Annotated in this window: 12 protein-coding genes; 7 read left to right on the plus strand and 5 right to left on the minus strand. The window is 68.2% G+C overall.

Annotation, left to right across the window (positions count from 1 at the left end; genetic code table 11):
• The 4 genes from VB080_RS08005 to VB080_RS08020 all read left to right on the plus strand — a co-directional run.
• A partial coding sequence (locus tag VB080_RS08005; RefSeq protein WP_323417916.1) for an ABC transporter permease occupies positions 1-561 on the plus strand: 561 nt, incomplete at its 5' end.
• Complete coding sequence (locus VB080_RS08010; protein ID WP_323417917.1) at positions 558-1,619, plus strand: ABC transporter ATP-binding protein; 1,062 nt, start codon at positions 558-560, stop codon at positions 1,617-1,619. The genes VB080_RS08005 and VB080_RS08010, both read left to right, overlap by 4 nt.
• 213 nt (positions 1,620-1,832) lie before the next feature.
• Complete coding sequence (locus tag VB080_RS08015; RefSeq protein WP_323417918.1) at positions 1,833-4,244, plus strand: right-handed parallel beta-helix repeat-containing protein; 2,412 nt, start codon at positions 1,833-1,835, stop codon at positions 4,242-4,244.
• A 254-nt stretch (positions 4,245-4,498) separates the two neighbouring features.
• The gene (locus VB080_RS08020; RefSeq protein WP_323417919.1) at positions 4,499-5,593 is read left to right on the plus strand and encodes a glutamate--cysteine ligase; all 1,095 of its coding nucleotides are present in this window, start codon (positions 4,499-4,501) and stop codon (positions 5,591-5,593) included.
• A 207-nt stretch (positions 5,594-5,800) separates the two neighbouring features.
• On the opposite strand, the gene VB080_RS08025 is transcribed toward VB080_RS08020, so the two are convergent.
• The 3 genes from VB080_RS08025 to VB080_RS08035 form a co-directional block, all read right to left on the minus strand.
• Positions 5,801-8,326 (minus strand): DEAD/DEAH box helicase, encoded by a 2,526-nt coding sequence (locus VB080_RS08025; protein WP_323417920.1) that lies wholly within the window; start codon positions 8,324-8,326, stop codon positions 5,801-5,803.
• Positions 8,327-8,390: 64 nt separating this feature from the next.
• A complete protein-coding gene (locus VB080_RS08030) occupies positions 8,391-10,043 on the minus strand; it encodes an MDR family MFS transporter (protein ID WP_323417921.1) in 1,653 nt (550 codons plus the stop codon).
• Positions 10,044-10,084: 41 nt separating this feature from the next.
• Complete coding sequence (locus VB080_RS08035) at positions 10,085-10,564, minus strand: MarR family winged helix-turn-helix transcriptional regulator (protein WP_323417922.1); 480 nt, start codon at positions 10,562-10,564, stop codon at positions 10,085-10,087.
• A 139-nt stretch (positions 10,565-10,703) separates the two neighbouring features.
• On the opposite strand from VB080_RS08035, the gene VB080_RS08040 reads away from it, so the two are divergent.
• The 3 genes from VB080_RS08040 to VB080_RS08050 all read left to right on the plus strand — a co-directional run bounded on the left by VB080_RS08040 (position 10,704) and on the right by VB080_RS08050 (position 12,218).
• Complete coding sequence (locus VB080_RS08040; RefSeq protein WP_323417923.1) at positions 10,704-11,009, plus strand: hypothetical protein; 306 nt, start codon at positions 10,704-10,706, stop codon at positions 11,007-11,009.
• Positions 11,010-11,188: 179 nt separating this feature from the next.
• A complete protein-coding gene (locus VB080_RS08045) occupies positions 11,189-11,680 on the plus strand; it encodes a DNA starvation/stationary phase protection protein (RefSeq protein WP_323417924.1) in 492 nt (163 codons plus the stop codon).
• Between the two features lie 190 nt (positions 11,681-11,870).
• Positions 11,871-12,218: an excalibur calcium-binding domain-containing protein gene (locus VB080_RS08050; RefSeq protein WP_323417925.1), complete on the plus strand. Its 348-nt coding sequence runs from the start codon at positions 11,871-11,873 to the stop codon at positions 12,216-12,218.
• Positions 12,219-12,388: 170 nt separating this feature from the next.
• On the opposite strand, the gene VB080_RS08055 is transcribed toward VB080_RS08050, so the two are convergent.
• Together VB080_RS08055 and VB080_RS08060 are read right to left on the minus strand one after the other, a co-directional pair.
• The gene (locus VB080_RS08055; protein WP_323417926.1) at positions 12,389-12,760 is read right to left on the minus strand and encodes a DUF393 domain-containing protein; all 372 of its coding nucleotides are present in this window, start codon (positions 12,758-12,760) and stop codon (positions 12,389-12,391) included.
• A 116-nt stretch (positions 12,761-12,876) separates the two neighbouring features.
• The gene (locus tag VB080_RS08060; RefSeq protein ID WP_323417927.1) at positions 12,877-15,681 is read right to left on the minus strand and encodes a cation-translocating P-type ATPase; all 2,805 of its coding nucleotides are present in this window, start codon (positions 15,679-15,681) and stop codon (positions 12,877-12,879) included.
• Positions 15,682-15,920 lie beyond the last annotated feature (239 nt).

Below are 15,920 nucleotides of genomic sequence, written 5' to 3' on the forward strand. Positions count from 1 at the left end.
CTGGTCCTGGCCCCGACCATGATCCTGGTGAACCTGAAGTTCCCCCGGCTGCGCCGGGCCTTCGAGTTCCTCGCCCTGTTGCCGATCACCATTCCGGCGATCGTGCTGGTGGTCGGCCTGGTGCCGATCTACCAGGTCATCGGACGGAACCTCGGCACCGGGGCGTGGACGCTCTGCTTCGCCTACGGCATCCTGGTGCTGCCGTTCTCCTTCCGGTCGATCCAGGCTTCCATCGACGCCACCAACATGACCACCCTGGCCGAGGCCGCCCGGTCGCTGGGCGCCTCCTGGCCGACGGTGGTGTGGCGGGTGCTGGCGCCCAACCTGCGCAGTGGCCTGCTCGCGGCCTCCCTGATCTCGGTCGCCGTGGTGCTCGGCGAGTACACCATCGCCTCCCTGCTCAACCGGCAGAACCTGCAGACCTCGCTCGTGGTCGTCAATCACCAGGATCCCTACGTCTCGACGGCCTTCACCCTGCTCGCCCTCACCTTCTGTTTCGTCCTGCTGCTGCTCATCTCCCGGGTCGGCCAGGCCGGTGCCCGCCGAAAGGAACGCTCATGACGTCCGCTCCCGACCTGGAAACCCGCACCGCCACGTCGGTGGCGCTGGCGAAGGTGGTCAAGGAATTCGGCAGCACCCGGGTGCTGCACGAGCTCGACCTGCAGATCGAGGCCGGTGAGTTCGTGTCCTTGCTGGGACCGTCCGGCTGCGGCAAGACCACGGCACTGCGGCTGATCGCCGGGCTGGAACAGCTGACCTCGGGCCAGATCCTGATGAACGGCCAGGACGTCACCGGCGTCCCGACCAACAAGCGCGACATCGGCATGGTCTTCCAGGCCTACTCGCTGTTCCCACACCTGACCGTGCTGCAGAACACCACCTTCGGGCTGGAGATGCGCAAGACCCCGGCGGCTGAGGCGAAACGACTCGCCGGGGAGTCTCTGGAACTGGTTGGCCTGGCGGACCTGGCCGGACGCTACCCGCACGAGTTGTCCGGCGGCCAGCAGCAACGGGTGGCCCTTGCCCGCGCCCTGGTGACCTCCCCCAAGGTGCTGCTGCTGGACGAGCCGCTGTCCGCCCTGGACGCCCAGGTCCGGGTGCAGTTGCGGATGGAGATCCGGCGGATCCAGCAGGAACTCGGCATCACCACCATCTTCGTCACCCACGACCAGGAGGAGGCGCTGGCCGTCTCCGACCGGATCGCGGTGATGAGCGGTGGGCGCATTGAGCAGATCGGCGCTCCCGAGGAGCTGTACCTCACCCCGGCCACCCCCTTTGTGGCGTCCTTCGTCGGCATGTCGAGCCTGGTCCCGGCTGTCGTCGCCGCCGGCGAGGCGACGCTGTGGGGGATGCGGGTGCCGGTAATCGGCGAGGTCGCCGACGGCAGCTACGAGGCCTTCGTCCGCCCCGAACATGTCCGGCTGGCAGCCGTGGGCGAGCCCTCGGTGGCGGTGACGGTGGAGACCAGCACCTTCCTGGGTTCGATCCGGCGCACCATGCTGCGCACCGCCGATGGGCCGCTGCTCACCATGCAGCACAGCGCCGACCAGCATCTCGAACGCGGCGACACCGCGCAGGTGACCATCCTGCCGGTGCCGGTGGTGGTGCGCCCGGCCTGAGAAACCGCTTGTCACCCCGGTGGGGGACGCGTTCTGGGCCTGAGCGCGTGATTTTTCCCTGAACTGGACGATTTCCGGCAATTTGCCAGAAATCGTCCGTGCCGCGGGATAGCTTCCTTGTGTCGGGTCCTCGGGGGTGCCCGGCGTTGGGGGGAGTCCTGTGGGGGGACTGCGGCGCAAGCTGCGCCGCCTCAACGAAGGAATGCACTCACCGTGCCAGTCAACACCACCTTGCGCCGGACACTATCCGGCGCCATCAGCCTTGCCCTCATAGGTGCGGCCGGGCTCGTTGCCACGCCTGCCTTTGCGGTCGGCCCAACCACCTTCCCGGCGGAGTTCACTGTGGACGACACCGCGAAGACCATCACCCTGACATCCGACTTCGAGGCCACCGAGACGATCGTGATCCCGGATGGCTACACCTTCGACGGCGCAGGCAACACCGTCTACGCAACGGGCGCAACCTGGCAGGGGCCAGTCGTCGCCAACGACGGGGCCGGCGATATCGCGGTCACCGATCTCGCCATCATCCGCACCGTGGTGGACGCACGCTGGGACAACGATTCGACCTACGGTAACCAGACCGTCGCCGGCATCACCGTGAAGAACGGTGCACTGACTGCTTCAGACGTTCACATTGAAGGCATCCGTGGAACCACCCTGAACCAGAACGGCTATGGGATCCTGGTGCTGAACACAACACTGACCACCCCTGCCACCGTGCTCGTCGATGGGGCCGACATCTCCACCTACACCAAGGGCGGGGTCTATGTCTTCGGACAGACCACGACTGCGACGATCAGGAACAGCACGATTGGTGGTGGCATCCTGGGAGCCGCCACCAATCCGATCATGATCTCAGCCGGGGCGGAGAGCACGATCCAGGACAACGTGATCGCTGGCGGTCAGTGGAAGGACAGCACCGCGCAGTCCACCGGGATTCTCTTCTACGGCGCGGGTGACGCCACCGTCAAAGGCAACGCGATCTCCGGAGCGGATGTCGCCATCGCCATCGACCCTGGTGAGACAACCGACGGGCGCTACGAGGGCGGCAAGATCAGCTCCCAGGTGGCGCTCGCCGGAAACAGCCTCACTGCCCCCTCATCGATTCCGTCAGGAGGCAACGTCCCCGTCGGGATCCGGGTCGTCACTGGCAAGACCGGGACGGTGAAGCACTTCGCCAATACGTTCAGCAGTTATCAGGCTGCGAACGAGTTGGTCTCCGAATCGGCCGACGGCCTCACCGTCGCACCGCTCTACGTCGCACCGACGGTCGGCCTGACCCGCATCCCGTCCACTCAGGACTGGGGCTCGGTCCGAGTCACGATCAGCGGCAACACGGCCGACTCTCGAGTCCCCGCCAGCTACGCGGTGACGTTGTTCAAGGACGGCAAGGCGGTCACGACGAAGAGCAGCCTGGCAATCAGCACCACGACCGTCGACTTCCCGCTCAGCAGCGCCGGCAGCTACACCGCCGAAGTCAAGCTGACGGCGATGGGCGGCCAGGTCGCGAACACCTCTACCGCCGTCGTCGTCGCGGCCGCGACGTTCACCACCACTCCGAAGCCGGTGATCACCGGCAGCGCGAAGGTCGGGGCGAAGCTCACCGCGTCCGCCGGCACCTGGGTGCCGTCCGCCACGCTCGCGTATCAGTGGAGTCGCGACAGCAGCACGATCTCCGGCGCCACCGGGTCGACCTACACCTTGACCGGGGCTGACTACGGCAAGGCCATCACCGTGAAGGTGACCGGGACGAGGACCGGCTACACCACCGTCAGCCAGACCTCGGCAGCGACCGCCAAGGTCGCTGCAGCCACGATGACAGCGGCGAAACCGGCGATCAGCGGCACCGCGAAGGTCGGCAAGACCCTCACCGCCAAGCCCGGCACCTGGAAGCCGTCCGGGGTGACGTTCAGCTACCAGTGGTACCGCAGCGGCAAGGCCATCTCGAAGGCCACCAAGTCGACCTACACCCTCACCAGTGCTGACCTCGGCAAGACCATCACCGTGAAGGTGACCGGCAAGGCCACCGGCTATGCCACTGCCAGCCAGACCTCCAAGGCGACCAGCAAGGTCGGCGTCGGCACGATCACCAAGGCCACACCGGCGATCAGCGGCACCGCGAAGGTCGGCAAGACCCTCACCGCCAAGCCCGGCACCTGGAAGCCGTCCGGGGTGAAGTTCAGCTACCAGTGGTACCGCAGTGGCAAGGCCATCTCGAAGGCGACCAAGTCGACCTACAAGCTGGTCAAGGCCGACGTCGGCAAGACCATCACGGTGAAGGTGACCGGCAAGGCCACCGGCTACAGCACTGCCAGCAAGACCTCCAAAGCCACCGCGAAGGTTCTCGCCGGAACTGTCACCAAGGCCACCCCGAAGATCAGCGGCACCGCGAAGGTCGGCAAGACCCTCACCGCCAAGCCCGGCACCTGGAAGCCGTCCGGCGTGACGTTCAGCTACCAGTGGTACCGCGACGGAAAGGCTGTCTCAAAGGCCACCAAGTCGACCTACAAGTTGGTCAAGGCCGACAAGGGCAAGAAGATCACCGTCAAGGTCACCGGCAAGCGCTCCGGCTACGCCAGTGCGTCCGCTACCTCGAAGGCGACCAAGAAGGTCACCACGTAGCGATCGGCATCCCACCACAACACCCAGGGGGCCCCGCACGACGCGGGGCCCCTTCTCGTCATGATGGTGGCCGGCAACTGCCGGACGGTTCGCCAGGTTCGAGCGGGCACGCCGCCGGATGTGGCTCCACCATCCGGGTTCTGCGTGGCCGGGTGCCCGAGAGTGATCAGCGTCCACCTCCGTGACGACGACCGATTTCCCCGTTCCCGGGCAACGACAGGCCACACCGGGTGCGACAATCGAGCATGCGACCGATGGGAGTCGAAGAGGAGTTCCTCCTGGTTGGGGACGATGGTGTACCTGCCGGGGTGGCATCGCTGGCCGCCCAGGCACATCAGGACAGCATCCCCGACGAGGCTGACGACCCGCGTCCGGGTGGCGGAGTGGCGCTGGAGTTGAAGGAGGAGATGCTCGAGACCGGGACCCACCCCTGCACAACGGTCGATCAACTCGTTCGCGAGATTCGTGAGGGGCGCCAGCGGCTCGGTGCCGCCGCCCGCGCCGCCGGCGCCCGGCTGGCTGCGCTCGCGACCTCCCCCATCGAGGCACCCAGCAACGTCACCGGCATGCCGCGCTACCAGCGCATGGCACGCGAGTACGGGACGACCGCACGGGAACAGCTCACCTGCGGCTGTCATGTCCACGTCGAGGTCGACTCCCGCGAGGAGGGGGTCGCCGTGCTCGACCGGATCGGGCCGTGGCTACCGGTGCTGCTGGCGATGAGCGCCAACTCGCCGTTCTGGCACAGCACTGACTCCGGCTATGCCAGCTACCGTTCGCAGGTCTGGAACCGCTGGCCGAGCGCCGGGCCGACAGCACCCTTCGGGAGCCTGGCCGAGTATGACCGGGTCGTGACCGAGCTGATCGCGACCGGTGCTGTCCTGGACGAGAAGATGATCTACTTCGACGCCCGGCTGTCGAGCCACTACCCCACCGTCGAGGTGCGGGTCGCTGACGTCTGCCTCGACGCCGACGACGCCGTCCTGCTGGCGCTGCTCAGCCGCGCCCTGGTCGAGACCGCCGCCCGGGAGGCTGCTACCGGCGCCGGGCTGGGCGAGCAGCGGGTCGAACGGTTGCGTGCGGCAGCCTGGCGAGCCGGCCGGTCGGGTCTGGCGAGCGTGCTGGTCTCTCCGGTGACCTTCCGCCCGGCCGCCGCCTGGGATGTGGTCGAGGCCTTGCTCGCCCACGTCGGTCCCGTGCTGGACGAGCAGGGCGAGACCGACGCCGTCGTCACCCTGCTGACCGCTCTGCGTGAGCGCGGCACCGGCGCCGACACCCAGCGCCGCTGGGCCGGTCAGGCTCCGCTGTCAGCCCTCGTCGACCGGGCCGTGGCTGCCACCGCTGCCTGAGTCCGACCGCCACCTCCCCCGATCCGCCACCACATCCCCCGATCCACCACCGCCCCCGATCGCCACCGTCCCCATACACCCAACCAAATCCGGTTCGAGAACCGAAGCCGAGGGAATATCCCCCTCGACCGACCGTCAGGAACCGGATTGTGCACGCCAGGTCGATGACCCGTACCCGGGAAACCCGGATTCCGGGCCAAGGCGGCATCAGCCCAGGCGCTCGAACTGGGTGACGTGCAGGAGCAACTCCCCCGCCTCGTCGCAGGCGTCGAGGTCAACCACGGCGGTGATCGACCAGTCGTGGTTGCCGGCCGGGTCGTCAATGATCTGCCGGAGCTGCCACAACCTGCTGTGCTCCTCGATCAGCAGCAGTGCCGGGCCGCGGGCGTCCGCGCCCAGGCCGATCTCGTCGTGCTCCTCGTAGTACTGCTCCAGCGCGGTGTCCCAGTCGGCGTAGCTCATCGTTCGGGCGGGGTCGTCGGCGTCCAGGGCGAGCAGGCCCTCGATATCGTCGGCGGCGGCGAACTCCACCCGGCGGAACAGCGCATTGCGCACCAGCACCCGGAAAGCTCGCAGGTTGCCGGTGACCGAATGCTGTGGCGGCGGCGCTTCCTCAGCGGTGCCGCCGGACAGCCCGGTGAGCTGCGCCCACTCGTCCAGCAGGGATGAGTCGGTGAGCCGGGTGACCTCGCCCAGCCACTCGATGAGGTCCTCCAGCTCCTCGGTGCGGGCCGACTCGGGGACGGTCTGGCGCAGCGCCCGGTAGGCGTCGGAAAGATAGCGCAGCACCAGCCCCTCAGAGCGTTGCACCTTGTAGAACGCCACATACTCACCAAAGGTCATCGCGCGTTCGTGCATGTCGCGGACGATCGACTTGGGCGAGACCGGAGTCTCGGCCAGCCAGGGGTGGGTGGCAACCATGGTGTCGTAGGCGTGCCCGAGCAGGTCTGCCAGCGGCTTCGGCCAGGTCACCTCGTCGAGGATCTCCAGCCGCTCCTCGTACTCCACCCCGTCTGCTTTGAGCTCGGCGACCATCTCGCCGCGCGCCCGGAACTGCTGCTGCACCAGGACGGCCATCGGTTGTTCGAGGGTCGATTCGATCACGCTCACCACGTCCAGGGCGTAGCTGGGTGCCTCCCGGTCGAGCAGGTCGAGGGCCGCCAGGGCGAAGGCGGACAGCGGCTGGTTGAGCGCGAAGTCGTGTTGCAGGTCGACGTTGAGCCGGTAGCGGCGACCTCCCGGGGTGGGCTCGGGCAGCCGGGTGACGACGCCGGCTGCGAGCAGCGACCGTCCCAGTTGCAGCGCCCGGCGGTAGAGCCGCCGGCGTCCGGCGGCGTCCTGGGTGCAGGAGTCGATCAGCCCGACCACCGCGCGCACCGTGTCCTGGTCGCGCTGCAGCAGGTTGAGCAGCAGCGCATGGGTGATCCGCATCCGGGCGACCAGCGGTTCGGGCTGGGCGTCGATCAGCCGGGTGAAGGTCTCCTCGGTGTAGTTGACGAAGCCGTCCGGCGCCTTCTTGCGCTGCACCTGGCGGCGCTTCTTCGGATCGCTTCCAGCCTTGGCCAGGGCCTTCTCGTTCTCCACCACGTGCTCGGGCGCCTGGCCCACGACGTAGCCGATGGTGTCGAAGCCAGGACGGCCGGCCCGTCCGGCGATCTGGTGGAACTCCCGGGCCCGCAGCACCCGCTGCCGGTGGCCATCGAACTTGGTCAGGCCGGCGAACAGCACCGTCCGAATCGGGACGTTGATCCCCACGCCCAGGGTGTCGGTGCCGCAGATCACGCTGAGCAGCCCGCGCTGGGCGAGGGTCTCCACCAGCCGCCGGTACCGCGGCAGCATCCCGGCGTGGTGGACGGCGATGCCGGAGTTGAGCAGCTTCGCCAGCGTCTTCCCGAAGCCGCCGGCGAACCGGAAGCCCTGCATGGCCTCGACCAGTTCGCGGCGGTGCGAGCGGTCGGCCAGCCCGGACGAGAGCAGCGCCTGCGCCCGCTCGACCGCCGCTGCCTGGGTGGAGTGCACCAGGTAGACCGGCGCCTTCTGGTCGCGCAGCAACAGCTCGAGGGTCTCGTGGACGGGCCGGGTCGACCAGGCGTACTCCAGCGGGACCGGACGTACCGCCCCGCCGATCACGCTGGTCGGACGGCCGGTGCGCTCGCCGAGGTCGCGGGACAGACCGCTGACATCGCCCAGGGTGGCGGACATGATGACGAACTGCGCCTGCGGCAGCTCGACCAGCGGCACCTGCCAGGCCCAGCCGCGATCGCGATCGGCGATGAAGTGGAACTCGTCCATCACCACCTGGCTGACATCGGCCTGGTGGCCCTCGCGCAGCGCGATGTTGGCCAGGATCTCGGCCGTGCAGGCGATGATTGGCGCGTCGGCGTTGACCGCCGCGTCCCCGGTGACCATACCCACCGAGTCGGCGCCGAAGATCGCGCACAGCGCGAAGAACTTCTCGCTGACCAGCGCCTTGATCGGGGCGGTGTAGTAGCTGCGGCCGCCGCCGGCCAGGCTGGCGAAGTGAGCGGCGGTGGCGATCAGCGACTTGCCCGACCCGGTCGGGGTGGTGACGATCGTGTTCGCTCCGGTGAGGATGTCGATGACCGCCTCGTCCTGGTGCGGGTACAGCGTGATGCCGTCGCCGGCAGCCCAGCCGACGAACGCCTCGTAGAGCGCGTCGGGGTCGTCGGCGCCGGTTTCTGGAATCAGGTCGACCAGCCGCACGTTGCCCATCGTCCCATTCGCGGTCCGTCCGGCCGAATCCGGGCGGCAGCTGGCGGGTCGGACGGCGTCCGGCTCAGGCCCTGGCCAGGGCCGGCTCGCCGCTGACCGGGTATTCCTCCCGACCCTCGGCAGGAAGCGCGTCGTCGAACCGGCTGCGCAGCCGGGTGCCCTTCATGAAGGCCACCGCCACCACCGAGATCACGGTGATCACCGCGCCGATCAGGAACAGCGAACCCACCGAGTTGCCGTAGGCCTCGCGCACCACGGCAGCGATCTGGGCCGGCATGGCGTCGAAGTTCAGCGATCCGCCCGCACCCTGGGAGGCGAGCAACTGCTGGGCCTGCGCCTGGGTCAACTGGTGGCTGGCGATCAACTGGGCGACCGCGGCCTTCAACGGCTCGGCCATGGCCTGCCTGACGTGGCCGGCGAAGACCACGCCGAGTACCTGGATGCCCAGCGCGCCGCCGAGGCTGCGGAAGAAGGTGACTGTCGAACTGGCCGAACCGACGTCCTGGACCGGCACGCTGTTCTGCACCGCCAGCACCAGGTTCTGCATGGTCATGCCGACGCCGAGACCGGTGATCAGCATGAAGACACCGAGTTGCCACAGTGGGGTGTCGATCCGGATGGTCGACATCAGGGTGAACCCGGCCGCCAGGATGATCGCACCGGCCAGGACGAACGGCTTCCACACCCCCACCCGGCTCACCAGCCGTCCGATGTAGAGCGAGGAGAGCATCACCCCTGCCATCATTGGAACGGTCATCAGGCCGGCCTCGGTCGGCGAGTACTGCCGGGCGATCTGGAAGTACTGGCCGAGGAACACCGAGGCACCGAACATGCCCACGCCCACCGCGATCGAGGCGATCGACGCGAGCGCCGTCGTCCGCGTGGTGAGGATGTTCATCGGGATGATCGGGTTCTTCACCCGCAGCTCCACGAACACGAAGGCCACGGCGCTCACCACCGCCAACGCGACCAGCGCGACGGTCTGCCAGCTCGCCCAGGCGAACTCGGTGCCGGCGAAGGAGATCCAGATCAGCAGGCTGGACGCCGCCAGGGTGATCAACGTCGAGCCCAGCCAGTCGACGGTGAGATCGTCACGGACGAAGTGCGGCACCCGCAGCCGCCGCACCAGCACCACGATCGCGACCACCGCCAGCGGCACGGCCAGCCAGAAGCACCAGCGCCAGCCCAGCCAGGGCTGGTCGACGATCCAGCCACCTGCCAGCGGGCCGAGGACGGTCGCAACCGCCGTCACCGCGCCGGTGTAGGCCATGTACCGGCCACGGTTGCGGGGCGGGATGATCGTGCCGAGGATGGCCTGCACCAGCGACATCACCGCGCCCAGCCCGACGCCCTGCACCGCGCGGGCCGCGATCAGCCAGCCGGTCGAGGCGGCCGCACCGGCCAGCATCGATCCGGCGGCAAAGATCAGCAACCCGATGGTGATCAGCCGCTTCTTGTCGAACATGTCGGCGAGCTTCCCCCAGATCGGGGTGGTCGCCGTCGACGCCAGCAGTGTGGCGGTGACGATCCAGGTGTAGCCCTGCTGGTCGGAGCCGAGATGGCTGGCGATGGTGGGCAGGGCGTTGGAGACGATGGTGCCGGAGATGTTGGCCACGAACATCGCGATCATCAGGCCCCACAGGACCTCGAGGATCTCGCGATGGGTGAACTCCGGCAAGCCGGCTCGTGCAGGCACGATCGATTGTTGGGTACTCACTGACTTTCTTGCTTCTCTCTGGATGAGTTCGGGTGCAGCTGTCACGAGGGACGATGCTGGATGCTCGCCCATTCGGCGTTGACGGTCTCCAGGATGCGGGCGGCGATCTCCCGCTGGTCGTCGTCGAAGTCGGCGAGCACCCGGGAGAACCACGCGTGGCGTCGTTTCCTGGCCTCGGCCAGCAACTCCTCGCCCTGACCGGAGATGGTGAGCAGCCAGGCCCGTCCGTCCTCGGGGTCGCGGACGCGAGCGACAGCACCGGCCTCGTACAGGGCGGTGATCTGTCGTGAGATCACCGAGAGTTCGACGCCCAGGGTCTCCGACAGCATGGTGACCCGCTGGTCCCCCCGCCGGGAGAGTTCGGTGAGGATGGCCATCTGGATCTTGGTCATCCCGCGACCCTCGAAGGCCTCCCACGAGCGGGAGAGCCGGGAGTAGGTCAGCAGGGCGTGGATGAACCTCGCCGTGACGTCGTCCGGCAGCACCGGAGCGGGGCTGACCGTCAACTCGTTTGCTTGCATGCCGCAACTATATCACTTGCTTGCAGCAAGCAAACTTCTGGCTGGTCACGTTGATGAGCGGTGAGGTCTCGAGCTGGTCACGAACCTGCCGAATTCGTCACATGAAGGACGCCAGGTGACTAGCGTTCAATCCGTGAGGATGACACGCTGGACCGGTTTCGGTCAGGATCGCCTGTACGTCCGCAACGACGCCGACGAGGCCGTCGGCTGGTGGGATCTGCTTGCCGACGAAGGGCACCCCCAGACTGCCGCGCAGGCTACCGGGCTCGCCGAGGCCGTGGCCGAGTGGCAGGCGATCGAGCAGGCCGCAGTCCCGGCAGCCCCCGAACCTGAACCGGAACCCATTGTGGAACCGGTGCCCGACGAGCCGGTGGACGAGGCCGGACTCGACCTGGAATCGCCCGAGTGTTTTGGGTCGCTGCTGCCCCACTACGCGATGAGTTGATCGCAGGCCGGGCGTCAGACCCGGGGCGCCATATGGACTGGTAGAAGCCAGCCAATTCGGTGGTAGCCGTCCACACCGTGGAATCTCCGTCTCATATCTCCTGGCCAGTGTTGAAGGGGGAAGTCTTTGGGTACCTGGAGTGTTAGACCTGACGTAACCCGAAGAAACAAGGAGAAGCCATGGCCACCACAACGATTTCCGCTCTCGCTCCGACCGCCCCCGTCCCGGCCGAGGTTGCCGCGAACGCGGCGAACTTCCTGAGCCCGGTCGTGATTGACCTCGAGGCGCTGGTCGTCAACGGCAAGCAGGCCCACTGGCACACCCGCGGCGCCAACTTCATCGGCATCCACGAACTGCTGGACGAGGTCGTCGAGCACGCCCAGGACTACGCCGACACCGCTGCCGAACGGATCATCGCCCTCGGCCTGCCGGTCGACTCGCGGATCGGCACCGTGGCCAAGAAGAACACGCTGCCGGAGCTCCCCGACGGCTTCCGCAGCTGGGAAGAGACTGTCACCGAGGTGGTCGGCCAGATCGATGCCGCGCTGACCACCGTCCGCACGGCGATCGATGGCCTGTCCGAGGACACTGCCAGCCAGGACGTGGCGGTCGAGCTTGAGCGCGGCCTGACCAAGGATCGCTGGCTGCTGCAGGCTCACCTCGCCGCCTGACACTCACCCCGTCGATGCCCGCCCCGCCGCCGCGCCAAGCGGCTCGGCGGCGGGCATTGCCGTGTTCCGGGGACGGCCACCCGCAGCGTCGGTGCTGAGGGGCCCGGCAGTTTCACAGAACGCCAACACCACCCTGCCACGACCGATACCATCGGGCGGTGAACTCCCGGATGTGGTGAAAGGACGTGCCGTGTTCTCCCCTCTCAAGCTGGCTGCTGCAGCGGTGACCCTCGGCCTGGTGGCTGCTCTCGCGCCGCTGGCCGACGTCGCGCCGGAGCCAGTCGTCACCAGCCCGGTTCCTGCCGCCGCGGCCACAGCCGACCAGCCGACCACGGTGGTGACGCTCGCCGCCAAGAAGTACCAGAACTGCAAGGCGCTCAACAAGAAGTACAAGCACGGCGTCGGCAAGAAGAATGCCCGGGACAAGGTTCGTGGGCGTACCAAGCCGGTCACGAACTTCAAGCGCGACAACGTCCTGTACCAGCGCAACAAGCACCTCGATCGCGACCGGGACGGCGTCGCCTGCGAGAAGCGCTGACTCGACGGCAGAGGCAGACCACCGCGACCAACAGGAACGGGCCGCGGGGCCTGACAACGTGGCGTCGAATGCTGCTGTCCTCGGCCGGACGCAACCGCTGTGGACTGCCGGCCAGTCCAGCTCTCAGGAGTCTGTGATGAGCGGCACGACTGTGACCAGTCGCGGCTGAGTCAGCTGCGGGGGCCGGGATCGAGGCTGCAGACATCGGTGCCGCCCGGCAGGTGGTGGCGGTTGGCGGCGACCCACCGGTAGCCAGCCTCAGCCAGCGCGGCCAGCGGCGCCGGAGCCAGGCAGGCGGCTGCCGCACGCATCCACCACGGACCGGTCGCCAGCGCAGCACGAATCGCTCCGGCACCATAGGCCACGCCAGCGTCGGTGACTGCCGGAAGCTCGCGCTTCGCCCGCTCCGGGTCGACACCAAGAGACTCCAGTTCGACGCTCTGCAGCGGCACCACCCGGGCTTGCACACCTCGGCGCACCAGCCAGCGCGCGCTGCGGGTGCAGAACCCACAGTCGGCGTCGTACAGGATGGTCGTCGACACGCCTCCCAGTATGACGTCCATCGCTAGCCGGGTCACCCTGGCGGGGCCCTGCCTGCATTGTCCGCGCGAGCCTCGGCCTTGGGCGGCAGACCGTGGTCGACGACCGAAACGCGCGACTACTGCGCACCGTCCGGACGCCGGTGACGCAGCACCAGCTTGCGGAGTTCGTCGAACCACAGCACGGCCGAGGCCATCCCGACGCACACCAGCCAGTGGACGGCGTCGAGGCTGGCGGTGCCGAAGGCGGCCTGCAGCGGCGGCAGTTCCACCACCGCCACCTGCAGCACCACAGCCAGCCCGATCGCGCCCCACAGCCAGTGGTTGGAGAACAGGTGTGAGAACGCTGTGGTGGTCTCCGAGCGCGCGTTCAGCGCGTTGAACAGCTGGGCGATCACGAGCGTGGTGAAGCCGGCCGTCCGGGCGACCTCCAGGGAGTCGCTGCCCTCGACCAGGCCGCCGGGCAGGAACACGTCGATGGTGAACAGGGTGACCACGGCCATGACAAGGCCGATCGAGAACACCCCCGTCCACATCCGGGCGTCGATGATCCGGTCAGTCGGACGGCGAGGCCGCCGGGCCATCACGTCGTCCACCTCCGGGTCGACGCCCATCGCCAGGGCCGGCGCGGAGTCGGTCACCAGGTTGATCCACAGGATCTGGGTCGCCAACAGGGGCACCACCACCCCGCCGTCACTGGCGCCGGTCAGCCCCAGGAAGGACGCCAGCACCACACCGAAGAACACGGTGAACACCTCGCCCATGTTGGACGACAACAGGTAGCGCAGGAACTTCTTGATGTTGTCGAAGATGATCCGGCCCTGCCGGACCGCGGCGACGATGGTGGCGAAGTTGTCGTCGCTGAGCACCATCCGGGCAGCTTCCTTGGTCACCTCGGTCCCGGTGATCCCCATCGCCACGCCGATGTCGGCCTTGCGCAGCGCTGGGGCGTCGTTCACGCCGTCCCCGGTCATGGCCACGATCTGGCCGTCGGCCTGCAGCGCGTCGACGATCTCCAGCTTGTTGCGCGGCGCCACCCGGGCATAGACCGACGTCTCGCGGATCAGCGCCGCTTCCTCGTCGGCCGACAACGCGTCGAGTTGTGGACCGGTGACGGCCTTCGTCCCTGCCGGGACGATGCCGAGGTCGGAGGCGATCCTGGCCGCGGTGAGCGGGTGGTCGCCGGTGATCATCACGATCCGGATGCCCGCCCGCTGCGCGTCGGCGACCGCGCGCCCGGCTTCGGAGCGGGGTGGGTCGATGATGCCCACCATGCCGAGGAAGACCAGGTCCTGTTCGAGGTCCTCGCCAGCCTCGGCCTCGTCCGGCAACCGGCGGTAGGCGAACCCGAGGGTGCGGTAGGCCTGGCCGGACAGCTCTGCCAGCCGGTCGAGCACCAACTGCCGGGAATCGTCATCGAACGGCTCGGACCGGTCGCCGACCTGCTGCCGGCTGCACAGGGGTAACAGGACGTCGACCGCGCCCTTGGTTGCGATCCCGTGCCCCAGTTCGCGCTCGTCGTGGAAGACGGCGGACATCAGTTTGCGTTCGGAGGTGAACGGCACCTCGCCCGTCCGATTGACCTCACCGAGACGCTCCTCAATGCCGCCGACCTTCCGGGCGGCGACGATCAGAGCGGCCTCGGTCGGGTCACCCTGGACGTCAATGGAGGTGTCGGACTCCACCACCTGGGCGTTGTTGGCGAATGCTCCGGCGGCCAGCAGCAGTTGCAGTTCACGGCTGAGTTGCGGACCGGGTTCGCCCCCGTCCGGCACCGCCACGTCACCCTCGGCCCGGTAGCCGCTGCCGGTGAGTTCCACCTCGCCGGAGGCGGTCACCACCTTCTGCAGGGTCATCTCGTTGCCGGTGAGGGTTCCGGTCTTGTCGGAGGCGATCACACTTGCCGAACCGAGGGTCTCCACCGAGTGCAGCTTCTTCACCACGGCTCCGCGGCGAGCCATCGCCTGGACACCGAGAGCAAGCACGACCGACATGATGGCCGGCAGCCCCTCGGGGACCGCCGCCACCGCCAGTGATACCCCCAGCAACAACACGGTCACCAGGTCGGCCACCGACGAGACCTGGTTCACCAGCGCGGTCACGACCATCACAACCACCGCGACAACAACCACGGTGATGCCCAGGAGCTTCGAGACGTTCGCAATCTCGCGCTGCAACGGGCTGGGTTCCTCCGTGGTGGCCTCGAGTAGTTCGGCGATCTCGCCAACCTCGGTGGCCATGCCGGTGGCCGTGACCACCGCCCGTCCGACACCGCTGACGACAGCAGTGCCCTTGTAGACCATGTTGAGCCGGTCGGCCAGCGCGGCCGGCTCGGCGAGCGTTGCCGGGTCCTTCCCGACGGGCTCGCTCTCCCCGGTCAGGGAGGCCTCGCTGACGGTGAGCGCACTGGCCTCGATGACCCGGGCATCGGCCCCGACCGCGTCCCCCTCCGACAGCGCCAGCAGGTCGCCGACCACCAGGTCGGCGGTGGGTACCTGCACCAGCCGTCCGTCCCGCACCACCGTCGAGATCGCGGCGGTCATCCTGCGCAGCGCGGCCACGGCGTCTGCCGCCCTGGCCTCCTGCGCCAGCCCGATCGCGGCATTGGCCAGCAGGACGGCGACGATCACCAGCGCGTCCACGGGAACGCCTTCGGCCCCTTCGACCACCCAGGCGGCCACCGAGATGGCGACCGCTACCAGCAGCAGGTAAACCAGCGGGTCGGCGAACTGTGCCAGTACCTTGCGCCACAGCGGTACCGGCGGGGCCGACCGCAACTCGTTGGGGCCGTCGACAGCCAGGCGGTCAGCGGCTTCGGACGCCGAGAGCCCCCGCTCGGGATCGGTACCGAGGGTTTCGGCTGTCCCGGCACCCGGCAGGAGAGAGAAGTCTGTTGGTGTGCCGGCGTCCGGCCTGCTGGTCACTCCCGGTTCGCCACCCCTGCGCGCGCCCGGCTGGATCGGTTGCCTGGCGTCGCTGGTCATCGTGGTGTCTCTCGGTGCGTCGTGCCGGTTCTCCAAGCCTACGTCAGCACGGCCGCTGAGAACGGGCCGCTCAACGTCCGTCGCCCGCAGAATCCGGGCGGACGCGGTGACTCGCGTGGATAATCCACGCCAGTGGCCTGGCCTGCCCGGATTCTGCGGACACAGGTGCTGCTAGAGCG

Origin of the sequence: Propionicimonas sp., from assembly GCF_034927565.1 — a bacterium.
GTDB lineage: Bacteria > Actinomycetota > Actinomycetes > Propionibacteriales > Propionibacteriaceae > Propionicimonas.